The sequence below is a fragment of the Cytobacillus sp. NCCP-133 genome (assembly GCF_026011715.1).
In the GTDB taxonomy this organism is placed as follows: Bacteria; Bacillota; Bacilli; order Bacillales; family Cytobacillaceae; genus Cytobacillus.
The window spans coordinates 81,511-96,141 of record NZ_BRVM01000012.1 but is presented as its reverse complement, the minus strand read 5'-3'; the positions used below and the strand labels follow the sequence as shown (position 1 = coordinate 96,141).

General features: G+C 40.7%; 13 protein-coding genes. 3 read left to right on the top strand and 10 right to left on the bottom strand.

The window, feature by feature from the left end; translation table 11 throughout:
* Nucleotides 1-81 precede the first annotated feature (81 nt).
* The 5 genes from NCCP133_RS14590 to NCCP133_RS14570 all read right to left on the bottom strand — a co-directional run bounded on the left by NCCP133_RS14590 (nt 82) and on the right by NCCP133_RS14570 (nt 7,286).
* A complete protein-coding gene (locus NCCP133_RS14590; RefSeq protein ID WP_264805775.1) occupies nt 82-1,428 on the bottom strand; it encodes a YjiH family protein in 1,347 nt (448 codons plus the stop codon).
* 49 nt (nt 1,429-1,477) lie between these two features.
* Nucleotides 1,478-2,455 carry an agmatinase family protein gene (locus NCCP133_RS14585; protein ID WP_264805774.1) on the bottom strand — a complete coding sequence of 326 codons (978 nt, stop codon included), beginning with the start codon at nt 2,453-2,455 and terminating at the stop codon, nt 1,478-1,480.
* Nucleotides 2,440-3,726 (bottom strand): imidazolonepropionase, encoded by a 1,287-nt coding sequence (hutI, locus tag NCCP133_RS14580; protein WP_264805773.1) that lies wholly within the window; start codon nt 3,724-3,726, stop codon nt 2,440-2,442. The genes NCCP133_RS14585 and hutI overlap by 16 nt, the downstream gene beginning before the upstream one ends.
* A 242-nt stretch (nt 3,727-3,968) precedes the next feature.
* Nucleotides 3,969-5,630 (bottom strand): urocanate hydratase, encoded by a 1,662-nt coding sequence (gene hutU / locus NCCP133_RS14575; RefSeq protein WP_264805772.1) that lies wholly within the window; start codon nt 5,628-5,630, stop codon nt 3,969-3,971.
* 171 nt (nt 5,631-5,801) lie between these two features.
* The gene (locus NCCP133_RS14570; protein ID WP_264805771.1) at nt 5,802-7,286 is read right to left on the bottom strand and encodes an AraC family transcriptional regulator; all 1,485 of its coding nucleotides are present in this window, start codon (nt 7,284-7,286) and stop codon (nt 5,802-5,804) included.
* 145 nt (nt 7,287-7,431) lie between these two features.
* Between NCCP133_RS14570 and NCCP133_RS14565 the strand changes: the two genes are divergently transcribed.
* Complete coding sequence (locus NCCP133_RS14565) at nt 7,432-7,884, top strand: hypothetical protein (RefSeq protein WP_264805769.1); 453 nt, start codon at nt 7,432-7,434, stop codon at nt 7,882-7,884.
* Nucleotides 7,885-7,924: 40 nt separating this feature from the next.
* Here NCCP133_RS14565 and safA read toward each other — a convergent pair whose 3' ends face one another.
* From safA to NCCP133_RS14545, 4 genes are all read right to left on the bottom strand, one after another.
* Nucleotides 7,925-8,551, bottom strand: a complete 627-nt coding sequence (safA, locus tag NCCP133_RS14560) for a SafA/ExsA family spore coat assembly protein (RefSeq protein ID WP_264805768.1) — start codon at nt 8,549-8,551, stop codon at nt 7,925-7,927.
* A 322-nt stretch (nt 8,552-8,873) separates the two neighbouring features.
* Nucleotides 8,874-9,695 (bottom strand): ammonia-dependent NAD(+) synthetase, encoded by an 822-nt coding sequence (nadE, locus tag NCCP133_RS14555; RefSeq protein ID WP_264805767.1) that lies wholly within the window; start codon nt 9,693-9,695, stop codon nt 8,874-8,876.
* Nucleotides 9,696-9,712: 17 nt separating this feature from the next.
* Nucleotides 9,713-11,179, bottom strand: a complete 1,467-nt coding sequence (locus NCCP133_RS14550) for a nicotinate phosphoribosyltransferase (protein WP_264805766.1) — start codon at nt 11,177-11,179, stop codon at nt 9,713-9,715.
* Between the two features lie 30 nt (nt 11,180-11,209).
* The gene (locus NCCP133_RS14545) at nt 11,210-11,752 is read right to left on the bottom strand and encodes a cysteine hydrolase family protein (RefSeq protein WP_264805765.1); all 543 of its coding nucleotides are present in this window, start codon (nt 11,750-11,752) and stop codon (nt 11,210-11,212) included.
* Nucleotides 11,753-12,164: 412 nt separating this feature from the next.
* On the opposite strand from NCCP133_RS14545, the gene NCCP133_RS14540 reads away from it, so the two are divergent.
* Complete coding sequence (locus NCCP133_RS14540) at nt 12,165-12,698, top strand: hypothetical protein (protein ID WP_264805764.1); 534 nt, start codon at nt 12,165-12,167, stop codon at nt 12,696-12,698.
* 41 nt (nt 12,699-12,739) lie between these two features.
* Nucleotides 12,740-13,240: a glycoside hydrolase domain-containing protein gene (locus tag NCCP133_RS14535; RefSeq protein ID WP_264805763.1), complete on the top strand. Its 501-nt coding sequence runs from the start codon at nt 12,740-12,742 to the stop codon at nt 13,238-13,240.
* A gap of 111 nt (nt 13,241-13,351) precedes the next feature.
* Here the strand turns inward: NCCP133_RS14535 and NCCP133_RS14530 are convergent, their stop codons facing one another.
* The gene (locus NCCP133_RS14530) at nt 13,352-14,287 is read right to left on the bottom strand and encodes a lysylphosphatidylglycerol synthase domain-containing protein (RefSeq protein ID WP_264805762.1); all 936 of its coding nucleotides are present in this window, start codon (nt 14,285-14,287) and stop codon (nt 13,352-13,354) included.
* Nucleotides 14,288-14,631 lie beyond the last annotated feature (344 nt).

Below are 14,631 nucleotides of genomic sequence, written 5' to 3'. Positions count from 1 at the left end.
ATGATTTATACTTTACTAGTTTGTTTTTACAGAGGAAATCTATGCGAAAAATCCCCACTGGGTTAAGCGGGGATTAGGGAATCAAAGTAATAAATACGCCAGCGGAGCGGCGATGATTATGGTTAATACGGTTCTTTCCACCCAAATGACAAGCAGCTGCGGGATCGATATTGGGATGTCTGTCGATAAAATGCAAGGTACCAAAGCCGAAAAGAAGATAATTGCTGAAACAGAAAGGACGCCGATGACGAATTTTGTAACTAATGCTGCTTCTGTAACAAGCAATGCTGGCAAGAACATTTCCGCGATCCCTACTGCACTTGCTTTTGCTGCCAATAATGGCTCTGGAAGCTGCAGGAGGGCTGTGAAAGGATAGAAAATATATCCGATCCAATCAAAAACCGGCGTGAATTCTGCCAATATCAAACCTAATAGACCAACGGACATAATGGATGGCAAAATAGACATAGTCATGACAAAGCCATCCCTAAAGTTCATAGCGATGTTTTTCCACAATGATGGAGACTGGGCAGATGTGTCCATGGCTTCTTTCCAAGCGGCTTGGAAACGGCTTCCTGTAAAATCTTCTCTAGGAGGCTCCTGTCCATCATAATAATTCTCACTCAAGGACTTCAACGGCCAGATCCTTACGGTAATGGCGGTCACAATAAAAGTAACGGCTAATGTTGTCCAAAAATAAGTATTCCACATTTCCATTAAGCCGAGAGTTTTGGCAACAACAATCATAAAAGTTGCAGAAACGGTTGAAAAACCTGTTGCAATAATCGCCGCTTCCTTAATACTGTATTTTCCTTCTTTAAATACACGGTTCGTGATTAAAAGTCCGATGGAGTAGCTGCCGACAAAGGAAGCTACAGCGTCGATGGCAGATCTGCCCGGTGTCTTCCAGATTGGCTTCATGACAGGCTGCATAAGCACTCCAATAAACTCAAGCAAGCCATACCCAACAAGCAATGCAAGGAAAACGGATCCTATTGGAACCAGTAAACCAACTGAAATAACCAGTTTTTCAAATAGAAATGGACCCATGCTTGGGTCAAATAGCCATGCTGGTCCAAAACCAAACACGATCATGATACCTGCTGCCAGCCCAAATAATTTAAAAATAGAAAAAACGGTATTCACTTTATCTTTGTTCCAAGTTTTTGTATAGAATGGATAAACGGCTCCCAGAAATATAACGAACAATGCGTAATAAGGTACAATTGCAGGAATCGCTGTTTGAATAGCTGTAACCATATGGTCGAGCATGATGGAGGACTTCCCGTTCACGGTGATGGGGATAAAAAACATAAAGATGCCAATTGCGCTAAAAATAAAGAACTTGACCATATTTTGTGTGGTGGCATTTGGATTACTCAGGTTCGGCTGTGTTGATGACGGGTTGATCATTGTTTCTTTTTCCATTCTCTTTCCCCCTTTGATTTTTTAGTAAGGGACAAAATGCCCCTTACTATTATCTATTCATCAATGCCGTTAAAAAGGTTAAAAATGTATATGTGCCTGCCTTTACTGTAGGCTGTGCCTGATGGTCCCTAGTTGGATCCAGACAGACAATATCCATGGCAACGGTTTTGGCTGATAACCCTGCAGAATAGACAGCATCAAATAATTCATCTGTCCTCATTCCTCCTGGTGTCGAAGCTGGAACGCCAGGGGCAAATCCAATATCAAGGACATCCATGTCAACGGTTACATAAATGGTGTCTACCTTTTTCTCAAGATGAGTAAGAGCTTCTTGAACTGTCTCAGTGATTCCCTGTTTTCTGGCTTCCTTTAATGTAATGTAATTTACATTATGTTCGCGGGCATATTGAATAAGTGACTGGCCATTAAAAAATCCATGAAGGCCAATATTGTAAACATTCTCCCCCTTGACCATGCCATTTTGGATTAAATTACGGATGGGTGTCCCATTTGTTGGTCCATGGTCGTCCAGGCTGCGCAGATCTAAATGGGTATCAAACTGTAGAATCCCAATTTCTTTTTCAAGTTCTAGTTCTTTAAGGCCGCTCACCAGCATAGCTGTGATGGAATGGTCACCTCCAATGGCAATTGGAAAGGAATTCGGGAAATGCCTTTTTACATCCTTAATGGTTTGTTTGATATTTGCATGGCTTTGCAGAATATCGGTGAAATGCATTTTTACATCGCCCAGGTCTGCAATCTTCAGGTCTTTAAGGTCACGTTCATAATCGAGATTATAAGTAGAAAAACCTTTCCAGGAACGCCGGAATGCTTCAGGAAACTCAGAAGCCCCTGATACACTGATGGATGATCGGGATAATGGGACACCGAAAAGAACGGCATCCCAATTTTCTTTCTTCATTTCATCTTCGTTTTGAACCTGGTGAATTAACTCATGCATCTTAACATCCAATCCTAATTTTGTTCGCGGCCAGAAAAATCCCGATGGTATTAGCGTTGATAGCATAAGCTTCCTCCTTTGATGACAACTTCTCCATTTTTGATGACTGTATCTGTATGATTCATGCCGTAATGATATTGCATTTGCATATAGTTCGGGACGTTTAGCAGCAGAAGGTCTGCCTTCTTTCCTTCTTCTATGCTGCCTATTTCTTTTGCTCGATTAATGGCATGTGCGGCGTTGATCGTAGCAGCAGAAATAGCCTCTGCAGGCGTTAAGCCCATATGCAAGCAAGCAAGGTTCATCATAAAAGGCATGGAGCATGTTGGTGAAGACCCCGGGTTGCAATCGGTTGAAAGGGCTACAGGCACCCCTTTATCAATCATTACTCTGCCTCTTGCAGCTTCTGCCATTAAGAAGAATGCAGTCCCTGGAAGCAGTACACCGATTACTCCTTTCTTAGCCATCATTTCCATCCCTTTATCAGAGGCTCTTAATAGATGGTCAGCAGATATAGCACCAACTTCAGCCGCAAGTTCTGCTCCCTCATATGGTTCAATTTCATCCGCATGGATCTTTGGTTTTAAACCAAGTTTTTTTCCTGCCTCTAACAGTTTTCTGGACTGTTCTGGAGTGAAAACTCCCCTCTCGCAGAAAATATCGTTGAACTCAGCTAGCTTTTCTTCTGCTACTTTTGGCAGCATTTCTTCGATTACCAAGTCGATAAATGCGTCTGGGTTCTTCTTGTACTCTGCTGGTACGGCATGAGCTCCCATAAAGGTTCTGACAACATCCACCGGATGAAGTTCATCCGCTTTTTTGGCAGCTTCCAGCTGTTTCCGCTCAGTTTCCCAATCAAGGCCATAGCCGCTTTTAGCTTCAACAGTCGTGACCCCATGCTTAAGAAAGCGATCAAGCCGAATCAGGCTCTCTTGAACCAATTCCTCTTCAGATGCTTTCCTTGTTTTTGATGTAGTAGCATGAATTCCGCCGCCATTATTCATAATTTCCATATATGTAGCACCATTGAGGCGCATATTGAACTCCTCTTCCCGGCTTCCTGCATAAACAAGATGTGTATGAGGATCAACAAGTCCAGGGAGGAGAATTTTACCGGTAGCATCAATGATTTCTGCTTCGTTCAGCTGACCTTGGAATTGGCCTTCAAGATCTGATGTTTTTCCCGCGGCTTTAATTAAGCCATCCTCTATCCATACAGCTCCGTCTTCAACAATATGAAGTTCGCTCATTTTTTCTTTAGTCAATGGCTTATGTGAACTGCCTTTGAATGTGATCATTTGATTCGCATGCGTAATAAAAATAGACTTTGAGTGCATTTTTTTGCTCCTCCTTGAAAAATGGAAGCTCCAATCAGTGAATATGCACGAATTGGAGTGCTTCCTTTTTTGGGTAAGTGTTCAGCAAGGATCTTATTCGCTAGTTTCAGCCGTTTATTCGCTGATTTATATGATTTATTCGCTAATTTTCTGTATTTGTTTGCTAATTTTTGTATTTCTTCGCTAGTTTTCCAATTTTATTCGCTAAGTTCACAAATCTGTTAAATATTGGATGAAAAAGTTTATTTCATCATCGGAATGTTTACGCCTTTTTCCTTTGCGGTTTTGATTGCCACGTCATAGCCGGCATCAACATGGCGGACAATACCCATACCAGGATCTGATGTGAGTACACGTTCCAGGCGCTGTTCCGCTTCTTTCGTACCGTCTGCCACAATGACCATGCCTGCGTGAAGAGAATAGCCCATGCCTACTCCGCCGCCATGATGAACGGATACCCAGCTTGCTCCGCCTACCGCATTGATTAGGGCATTCAGGATTGGCCAATCTGCTACTGCATCACTGCCATCTTTCATGCCTTCTGTTTCGCGGTTTGGAGATGCAACAGAACCTGAATCCAAATGGTCACGTCCGATGACGATCGGCGCTTTCAATTCGCCGCTTGCCACCATATCATTGATGATTTTTCCGAATTTGGCACGCTCGCCATAGCCAAGCCAGCAAATTCTTGAAGGCAGACCTTGGAATTGGATCTTTTCCTGTGCCATTTTAATCCATTTGCAAAGATGGTCATTATCGGCAAATTCGCGCAGGATAACTTCATCTGTTTTATAAATATCTTCAGGGTCTCCTGATAATGCTACCCAGCGGAATGGCCCTTTGCCTTCGCAGAATAATGGGCGGATATAGGCAGGTACGAATCCAGGGAAATCAAAAGCATTTCCCACTCCTTCATCCTTTGCTACCTGGCGAATGTTGTTGCCATAATCAAAAGTGATGGCGCCTTTCTTCTGCATATCCAGCATCGCCTGGACATGAACAGCCATGCTTGCCTTTGATTTTTTCACATATTCAGCTGCATTTTCCTTTCTTAGAACAGCTGCTTCTTCTAAAGAATAGCCTTCTGGTACATAGCCATTTAAAGGGTCATGAGCAGATGTCTGGTCAGTCAGAACATCTGGAATGAAGTTCAATTCCAGCATTTTTGGAAGAATCTCAGCCGCATTGCCTAATAGTCCGATTGAAAGCGGACGGCCTTCCTGCTTTGCTTGTGTTGCAAGTTTAATAGCTTCTTCGATTGTATGAACCTTTGTATCTAAATACTTCGTTTCAAGTCTGCGGTCAATCCGGTGCTCATCCACATCCATTGCGATGCATACACCATCATTCATCGTTACAGCAAGCGGCTGCGCACCGCCCATTCCGCCTAGTCCTGCTGTTAAAGTAATCGTATGTTTTAATGAAGCGTTGAAGTGCTGTCTCCCTAACTCAGCGAAAGTTTCATACGTTCCCTGGACAATTCCCTGGCTTCCGATGTAAATCCAGCTTCCAGCCGTCATTTGGCCATACATCATGAGACCTTTTTTATCTAACTCATGGAAAGTATCCCAGTTTGCCCAGGCAGGCACAAGATTCGAGTTAGCGATAAGGACCTTAGGTGCATCCTTATGTGACTTGAATACAGCAACCGGCTTACCTGATTGAACTAGCAATGTTTCATCATCTTCCAGTTCATGCAAAGTTTTTACAATTGCATCATAGCATTCCCAGTTGCGGGCTGCCTTTCCAATGCCGCCATATACAACTAAATCCTCGGGGATTTCCGCCACTTCTTTATCCAGATTATTCATCAGCATGCGGAGAGCCGCTTCCTGAATCCATCCTTTTGCATGCAATTCACTGCCATGGTAATTCTTAATCTCTCTTTTAGTATCCGCTTTCATCCTGATCCCTCCATTGCTATCTATAATTTAATTTTAGAGGATAAAGTGTCAGAAAAGTATAATAATAAACATTGATTCTTTATCTTTTTATAAGGTTTCTGCTAATTTTTCATTTAATTTTTATAAAAATATTAGTGTTTTTATTATTTTATTCAATAAAAAAAGCCCCAACTATACGGAGGCTTTTTGCATGTTTTTTCGAAATTGATTCGGCGGTATCCCTTTTATTTTGCTAAACACTTTATTGAAGTATTGCTGATTGCTGAAGCCGCATATAGACGCGATTTCCTTTATGCTCATTTCTGACTCAGCTAGAAGCTTGGCAGATTGCCGGATTCTCGTGTCATTGAGAAGTTCCCGAAATGATTTGCCGCACTTTTTTGCCAAAATAGAGCTAATATAGTTCGCATTGCGGTCGGTATATTCTGCGGCCCTTTCAAGGCTGATAGTCGGATCCCAGTAATTCGTTTCAATAAAAAAAACTATTCGGTCAGCGAGATCCAGCTTTAGTTTATTGTCAGAGCGAATGGCATCAAATATAAAAGAAATAAACAGGATCATTTCTTTAATAATGCGATAGATCAGAGGTGAATACAGGATTGTTTGAAATAAGCGAAGGTATTCTTTTTCGGTTTCCTCGCCTGACAGCCGAAAAGTCTTCATATGTCTGCGGATCTGCGCTAGGATGCTTGTCAGCCTGATTCTTATAAGACCAGGGTCGGGGTAAGGTTCCGTCAAAACAAGGAATTCTTGATTAAACCATGACTTTATTTCTTCCAAATGGGATTGATTCAGGAAATCGATCCAGGTGCTCTGTTCCTCTGGAGTTAAAAATGGATCAATAGTATGCCATTTTAATATCGAATCCCCCTCAATCACCTGGTTATAGCCTGTGTAAAAAGTTAACTCCATCAGTTTTCGATTTGCAAGATAATGGTTTCTAATTGTTCGGTTTTCCCCATCTCCTTCAAATATGCTGATGGCGATAGGAGTTGTTGAAGTCTCCTGCCAATCTCTCATAAATCGGATGCTTTCTTCCCTCCATGCAAGACCGGTTGGTTCTGCTATAAGGAAAACCATGTCACTCAAAATAAAAGAGCGGACCACTTTTTGAAAAGGATAGTTTTTTTGAAAGGAATACAGATCTGGCAGTTCGTTCGGATTTTCTGTCTTAATGCCGATTGTAATAAACGGCTTTGGCGAAGAAGGGTTTTCTAAGAATAGATCTTGGTATTGAAAATCCTCATCCTTCTTTGGTCCAGGAGCCTGTTCGTCATTTTGGCCTTTCTGATGTGCCAGCCTTTGAATCTTTCTCGCTGATTTAAGTAAAGCATCTGCAGATATTGGCTTTAAAATTAAATCTGCAGCGCCAATATCAATGGCTCTCTTTGCCTGTGAAAAGGTCGCTTCCATTGTAAGGGCAATCAGGTCAGGACGAATAATCTGTAAAGTCTTAAGAAAGGAAGCATAACTATTTTCATTGATCAATTCCAATTCAAAAATCAGGAGATCTGGCTGGAAAGATTCAAGCTTACCAATCATTATTGAACCATCCCCTGCCGATTCCACCTGCCAGGCAGGCATGGATGATTTTAAAAGCCACTCAATGCCGTTTGTATCATACTGGTCCCGATTGGCCACAAGTACTTTGTACATGCTGCCACATCCTTTTTAACTCTATTATGGAATAATATTTTATAGAAAGTAAAGAAATAATCAGAAAAATCATAAGAAATTAGACAAGTTCTTAGGACCTAGATGCATATCTATATATGGACAACAATTTGGAAGGAGCAAAGCTATGCAATTTCTTGTATTGAAAATGCGGCACCTCATTACTTTCTTTATTACTTTTATGGTCATTGCATCAGCATCCGTCTGGTTCTACACACAATCAGGAAGCTTGGCGGTCTTTAATCAGGCGGATGACAAAGAAGTCCGTGAGATTCATATGGTTACAGGGGAATTTAAAGCAAAGCTTCCTGATGGCAAGGAAATTGAAGCTTATAGATGGGATCCGGGAACAATCTTTCTGGAAAAAGGAGAAAAGGTAAATTTGAAGATTTGGGGAGTCAATGGAATGGAACACCCATACATCATAGAGGGAACTGATATTAAAGGAGTTGTCAAAAAAGCCGAGGAAACGGTTGTGCCTCTTCAATTTGATAAAGATGGCGTATACAGGCTAGTGTGTCTTTCTCATCCCGATAAGGATAATAGTGGACCAATGGTTGCATATATTGTTGTAGACTAAGCAGTAAAGCAAAAGCACCGGATTATCCGGTGCTTTTTTCTTACCTCCCTATAAACATCTGTGTCCAATAGTGGCCATAATAGCCGCCTTGCGCATATCCTACTCCGATTTCTGTAAAATTAGCTGATAGGATATTCTTGCGGTGGCCTTCGCTGTTCATCCACGCTGTAACAACTTCCTGAGGGGTTTTTTGTCCTGCAGCAATGTTTTCTCCAGCAGTTCTGTAAGTAATTCCAAAGTTCTTCATCATATCAAATGGGCTTCCGTATGTAGGGGAGTTATGATCGAAATATCTTTTATGAATCATATCCTGAGATTTGTATCTTGCCACTCTTGCAAGCTCCCAATTTGATTTTAAAGGCTTTAATCCGTATTTGGCTCTCTCTTGGTTAACTAGCTGAACAACCTGATCTTCTTCACTTACAGTAGCTTTTGATAAAGTCGGAATATTCACCTTTTGTCCAGGATAAATGAAGTTAGGATTGGAGATCTGCTGATTGGCATTGATGATTTCAGGAACTCCCACCTGATATTTCAAGGCAATCTTCCACATCGTATCCCCTGATTGTACGGTATGTACGGTTGATGATTTTGCATCGTAACTAAATCCAAAGACTAGTGAGACAGACAACATTAAGATGAGTGATAGTTTTGTTAGTGTTTTCATATTTAATATTAAATCAGAATCTATAAATCTATTAAACCGGTAAATGTTGCCGCTGAATGAAGGAATTTCAAAAATCCATCTTCTGGTCCTTCCCTTTTTGTATTGAAGACTGAGTAGACATCCGTTCACATTTACTACATTATTTTTCTGGGTTTGCACTCTAATGACAGAGTTCCAATAATAGCAACATCTTTGGTAAATAAGCGGCTTTGAAAAAAATGAATGTTGACGATCCGCAAAGATTTTACGAGGAAGTGTTAAATAATATTAACGCTAATTAAAAAAGAAAGGAAAATCCTTCTGGAGGATTTTCCTTTCTTTTTTATTTCCACCACTCATCATGCATGGAAGCTGGCATTTGGCGCTTATGTTCAGAAAATAGATACCGTTTTTCAATTTTTTCGGCAGCTTCTGCACTAACTTCTTTTCCCTCCAGATAATCATCCAATTCATCATAAGTGATGCCTAATTCCGTTTCATCGGCTTGTCCTGGTTTTTGATCAAGCAGATCGGCAGTTGGCACTTTTAGGTATAGCCTCTCTTTGGCACCCAGTTCTTTAAGAAGCGCTTTCCCTTGTCTTTTTGTCAGTCCAGCGAGCGGAAGAACATCGGCACCCCCGTCACCATATTTCGTGAAAAACCCGGTTACGGCTTCTGCAGCGTGATCAGTGCCAATGACAAGCAAGCCATTTTGACTGCCGATAGCATACTGTGCAATCATTCTCATGCGTGCTTTAACATTCCCTTTATGGTAATCCTTAAGCTGATCTTCCGGCATAATGCGATCATATTCGTACTGCACCTCATCAACGGCGTTTTTAATATTAAATACAAGTTCCCGGTCAGCCTGGATAAAGGAAAGTGCCAGCTGGGCATCATCCTCATCCCTTTGTACTCCATATGGCAAACGGATTGCAAAGAATGTTGCTTCCCTGCCATCTTTTCTAAGTTCTTCAACTGCCAGCTGGGCAAGGCGTCCTGCGAGAGTGGAATCCTGGCCACCGCTGATTCCAAGAACATATCCTTTAGAGTTGGTTTTAATCAGATAATTTTTTAAGAATTCAACTCGTTTCTTAATCTCTTCCTTCGGATCGACTTCAGGATTGATGTTTAATGCCTGCATAATTTCTTTTTGCAGCTTCATTTCAGGTTCCTCCTCTTTTAATACGGTCTCCCTTTTACTTTTTCTTTCACTTCTTTTATCATTTGCATTTTATTATCCCAACACTCCTGGCTCAGGTCGACAGGGTATTCTTCAGGGTTAAGTGAACGTCTATACTCATCCCATAAGACATTGAGATTATCTTTTGCGAAGATTTGCATTTCTTTTAAAAATGGAACTTGGTAGACAAGCTTGCCTTCATGAAAAATCTCCTTATGAAGTTCCCTTGCCTCGAAGTTTGTTACAAATTTACTTACAAACGTATGGACTGGATGGAACATCTTTAGCTTTTCTTCCTGCTGCGGGTCTTCGTGCTCCAGGGCAATATAGTCCCCTTCAGATTTTTGATTATCCCGATTGATAATGCGATAAACTCTTTTCAGGCCAGGTGTTGTGACTTTTTCAGGGTTTCCGCTAATTTTTATCGTATCTGCCATTTTACCCGTTTCGTCTTCAATGGAAACCAGTTTATATACAGCTCCAAGTGCAGCCTGCTCATAGGCCGTAATTAATTTCGTGCCTACTCCCCAAATATCGATTTTAGCGCCCTGGGCTTTCAGGTTGATAATCGTATATTCATCCAGGTCATTTGATGCGATAATTTTTGCATCAGGGAATCCGGCTTCATCAAGCATCCTTCGCGCTTCTTTTGATAAATAGGCAAGGTCTCCGCTGTCTAGCCTTATACCTTTAAAGTTAATCTTTTCCCCCATTTCTTTGGCTACCTTGATTGCGTTGGGAACACCCGATTTTAAAGTATCATATGTGTCTACAAGGAACACGCAATCTTTATGTGTTTGTGCGTATTTCATAAACGCTTTGTATTCATCCCGATAAGCCTGAACAAATGAATGGGCATGCGTTCCTGCAACAGAAATGCCGAACTTTTTGCCGGCCCGTACGTTTGAAGTTGCGTCAATGCCGCCAATAAAGGCTGCTCTCGTCCCCCAGATAGCTGCATCCATTTCGTGAGCCCTCCTTGAACCAAACTCCATTGCCGTTCCATTGCCAATGACTTCTTTAATGCGTGTCGCTTTCGTGGCAATCAGCGTTTGGTAGTTGATGATGTTCAAGAGCGCTGTTTCAATAATTTGGGCTTCAGCTAGCGGAGCTTCCACTCTCATGATCGGTTCATTGCCAAAAACTAACTCGCCCTCTTCCATTGATTTAATGGTTCCTGAAAACTTCAACTTTTTCAAATAATCAAGAAAGTCATCACTGTAATGAAGTTCATTTTTTAAGTATGCAAGATCACTCCCGGTAAAACGGAAATTTTGAATATATTCGATCACCCTTTCAAGGCCGGCGAAGATTCCATATCCATTGCCAAACGGCAGTTTTCTGAAAAACACCTCAAAAACAGCTTTTCTATTATGTATGTTATCTTCCCAATAGGTTTGGGCCATATTGATTTGATATAAATCGGTATGCAATGCTAAACTGTCATCTGCAAATTCTTTATGCATAATCAAAACCTCCTCTGTATAAATCGACTCTTAAAGAATCTTTGCATTCATAGAGTTTTTAAAATGCTGCAAGGCCCATTGGTGGCCAGCTTCATTGAAACTTGCTGTTGCTTTTTCATAAACGGCAAGCTTAAACCCCTTGTTATAGGCATCTACAGCTGTATGAAGGACACAAATATCGGTGCAGACACCTACAAGGTGGACTTCTGATATGCCGCGCTCCCTTAACTTAAGCTCAAGTCCGGTTCCTGCAAAAGCGCTGTATCTGGTTTTATCCATCCAGATAACATTTTCTTTATGGGCATTTTCTTGATACAGCTTTCCTAACTTCCCGTATAATTCTCTTCCCTCGGTGTCTTTAATATTATGGGGCGGGTACAGTTCTGTTTCAGGGTGATATGAATCATCTGGAAAATGAATATCGATGGCAAATACAGCAAATTCACCATCTGCAATAAATTTATTCGTTAGTGAAGTAATTTCTTTTTCAATATCAATTGCAGGCTGTCCACATGGCAATGCCCCTGTAACAAAGTCATTCGTATAATCAATATTAATCAGTGCTTTTGTCATCTAATATCCCCCATTTCTTTCAATATCATCTCATTAAGATGGAAATTTTGCCTATTATTTAAATACTAGTGAATAGTAGGCAAATAATCAAATTTTACATACTGCGGACATTTATATGAAACTTTCCCTTTTGAATTAGTGAATACTTTGGCAGCCGAGTAAAATGGTAGATAACGAAGTATTTATCGAGGAAACTCGGACGGCAAAGTGAAAATGGTAGAAAAAAATAAATAAAAACCTCCAATCCTAGATCATGGCTCAAACATGCATCAGTCAGTATCCTGCTTCATAAGACGCTTTACCGCTCCCAACTATCAACCTTAAATTTGCTGTCCCAATATTAAACCGTTCTTTCACCACCCCCCTCCCTTCAGCATAGGATGTCATGAACTGACAAGGAGGGCTGTGAAATATGGACAGACGGGGACTATTGCCTTTTATCGCAACTGCATTTTTTGCTGTTATGATTTCAATATTTGCTTTTTCCCTCATCGATTCAATATATCACGAACCAAACCACCAGCAGAAGGACCAGGACGGTAAGTCCAAAAGCAATAGTGATATCACAAATAATGTTAAAAACAATATTAAAGGCAATAAAGCGAACGTAAATAATTCGATCGATAATGACCTAAATAACGGAGATAATAGCCAAATTGAAAATAATGTTTCAAATGACATAGAAGTAAATGTAGATGTGAACGTGACAAATAAAATAAAGAATAAAGCTGACAGCCAAGACTCAAGCTCAGGGAAAAAAATACTGGGAACAATGATAACAGCGGCGATAACGGGAATAACAATGGCAGCCAGGGTGATCAGGATGGCCAGACAGATGAAGATGAAGTCGTTTGGGGTGTTGACTCTGCGAGCCTCACCACAAGCGACATGCTTTCCTGTGTACGCGACAATTTTGGGACCCCTGAAATATGGGGACGTTATTTAGGGGAAAAAGAAGGAGTTTCTGCCGGTATAACACCTGAGGAAGTGGAACTGCTTCAATCCAATGATATTAAAATCCTTGTTATTTGGAACCAATTTAACGATGCAACCGGCCTTGAAAATGGACAAAATGAAGCCAATGCAGCCATCCAGTTTGCTCAGGAACTGGGAATACCTAAAGGTGTAGCCATTTTTGCGGATATTGAGCCTAGCTATCCGGTGGATTCTGCCTTTATTGAGGGCTGGTATCAGGCAATGCTGGAATCGCCATATCGCCCAGGCATTTATGGGATTTTTGATCCTGAACGTGCCCTGGCCCGAGCTTTTGAACAGGCATCCAATGGCAATTCTGCACTGCTTGAAAGCACATATGTATGGACTGCAGCGCCGAGCGTCGGCATTACGACTGAGGAACGGGCACCTGAATATAAACCTCAAGCACCTGAATATGCTTTGATTGCCGGTTGGCAATATGGGATAGATGCTAAGTCGTGCAATATTGATACAAACTTATTTAACGGAGAGATAGTAAATGTTTTGTGGTAAAGGACAGTCTTCCCAATAAGAAAAGCGCAAGGCTCCTGGAGCTAGACAGTTATCTAAGTTCAAAAGAATATAAATTCTGATATTATAAAAAAAAAAGCCAAAAAGGCTCTTTTATATTTTAAAGGCATTTCTTGCGTTTCCATTATTCCAAATTTGATTCATCACAAATGGAGTGCCAAGCAATACAGGAACAATATAATAACTTAATCGGTAGAACATGAGGATCAGCAGGCCTAATTCGGCGGGGACCCCCTGCGATTCCAAGCCAATTAAAAAAACAAAATCAAATGATCCTATTCCCCCAGGTATCATGCTGGCGATGCCCGCACAAGCTGAAATAATCACAATTGGGAAAATGACAAAGAATGGGATGGAGACTTCCAGGGCTTTTGCAATTCCCCAAATACAGATAACAATGAATAGCCACTCCAATAAAGAGATAAACAATAATTCTCCTGCATACCCCTTTTGGAAATTCTTTAAATTCCAGAACGATTCTTTGGTAAAATAAAAAATCATCAATAATGGTGTATAGGCTGCAATCCCCCAAAGGGCAATTTTTAACAGTTTAACATCATCATATAAATGCAAATCTGAAAAAATGATGATCCAAGACAGCAATGATAATCCTGAAAGGTAAAACAATGAGAGCTTGGCAATAATTTTAATATACGGAATACTGCCAGATAAGTAATTTTTATAAAAGTAAGATCGAAGGGTAGCTCCCGCCACTCCGCCAAATCCAATAAAGTTAGAGAATGCGTTAGCCGACAAAGAATAAAACAGCAATTTCTTCTTAGGAACTTTTATTCGAAAAAGCCTCTGCAGAATCTCATCATAAAAATACATGGGAAAAAGGGCGATCAGGCCTAGAATGATGATAATCCCAATTCTCCTCGGAGACAGCCGAGCCAAATAAAGCTCAAGCAAAGCCCAGTTAAAATCGTCGAACATGCCTTTTGCTTCAAAACAAATCAAAAGGAATATGAAAATGGGTACCAGGAATTTGGCTAGCGATAATAAAGCTTTATGATTTAGATAAGACAAATTACCCCACCATTCATTAAAACAAGTAATAAAATAGTTCTTTTAGCTTCCTGATCGAGTGTATCATATTATAGTGCTGTTTTCACATCTATTCCTTAAAAATATATTCGAGGTTCGCTATAATTAGAATGGACCACCATAAACTTATCCCGAAGGTCTTTCTCCTATCTAATGGACAGCTGGGGGCTTATTTTTAATTTTTCAAACATGGCTTGGAAGAAAATTATATACAAAAGATAAACTTGCAAACATACATGTTAATACTGAATCCTAAACGGAGCGAGGCGTAATGACGCCTCGCTCCTTTTTTTTTGCACCCGTACAACGATGTGCTGGTTATCTGT

Excerpts from the sequence above, each read along its gene's own strand:
- NCCP133_RS14590 (WP_264805775.1), bottom strand. The coding sequence starts at position 1,428 with ATGGAAAAAGAAACAATGATCAACCCGTCATCAACACAGCCGAACCTG.
- NCCP133_RS14585 (WP_264805774.1), bottom strand. The coding sequence starts at position 2,455 with ATGCTATCAACGCTAATACCATCGGGATTTTTCTGGCCGCGAACAAAA.
- safA (WP_264805768.1), bottom strand. The coding sequence starts at position 8,551 with ATGAAAACACTAACAAAACTATCACTCATCTTAATGTTGTCTGTCTCA.
- hutU (WP_264805772.1), bottom strand. The coding sequence starts at position 5,630 with ATGAAAGCGGATACTAAAAGAGAGATTAAGAATTACCATGGCAGTGAA.
- NCCP133_RS14570 (WP_264805771.1), bottom strand. The coding sequence starts at position 7,286 with ATGTACAAAGTACTTGTGGCCAATCGGGACCAGTATGATACAAACGGC.
- NCCP133_RS14565 (WP_264805769.1), top strand. The coding sequence starts at position 7,432 with ATGCAATTTCTTGTATTGAAAATGCGGCACCTCATTACTTTCTTTATT.
- NCCP133_RS14545 (WP_264805765.1), bottom strand. The coding sequence starts at position 11,752 with ATGACAAAAGCACTGATTAATATTGATTATACGAATGACTTTGTTACA.
- nadE (WP_264805767.1), bottom strand. The coding sequence starts at position 9,695 with ATGAAGCTGCAAAAAGAAATTATGCAGGCATTAAACATCAATCCTGAA.
- NCCP133_RS14550 (WP_264805766.1), bottom strand. The coding sequence starts at position 11,179 with ATGCATAAAGAATTTGCAGATGACAGTTTAGCATTGCATACCGATTTA.
- NCCP133_RS14540 (WP_264805764.1), top strand. The coding sequence starts at position 12,165 with ATGGACAGACGGGGACTATTGCCTTTTATCGCAACTGCATTTTTTGCT.
- hutI (WP_264805773.1), bottom strand. The coding sequence starts at position 3,726 with ATGCACTCAAAGTCTATTTTTATTACGCATGCGAATCAAATGATCACA.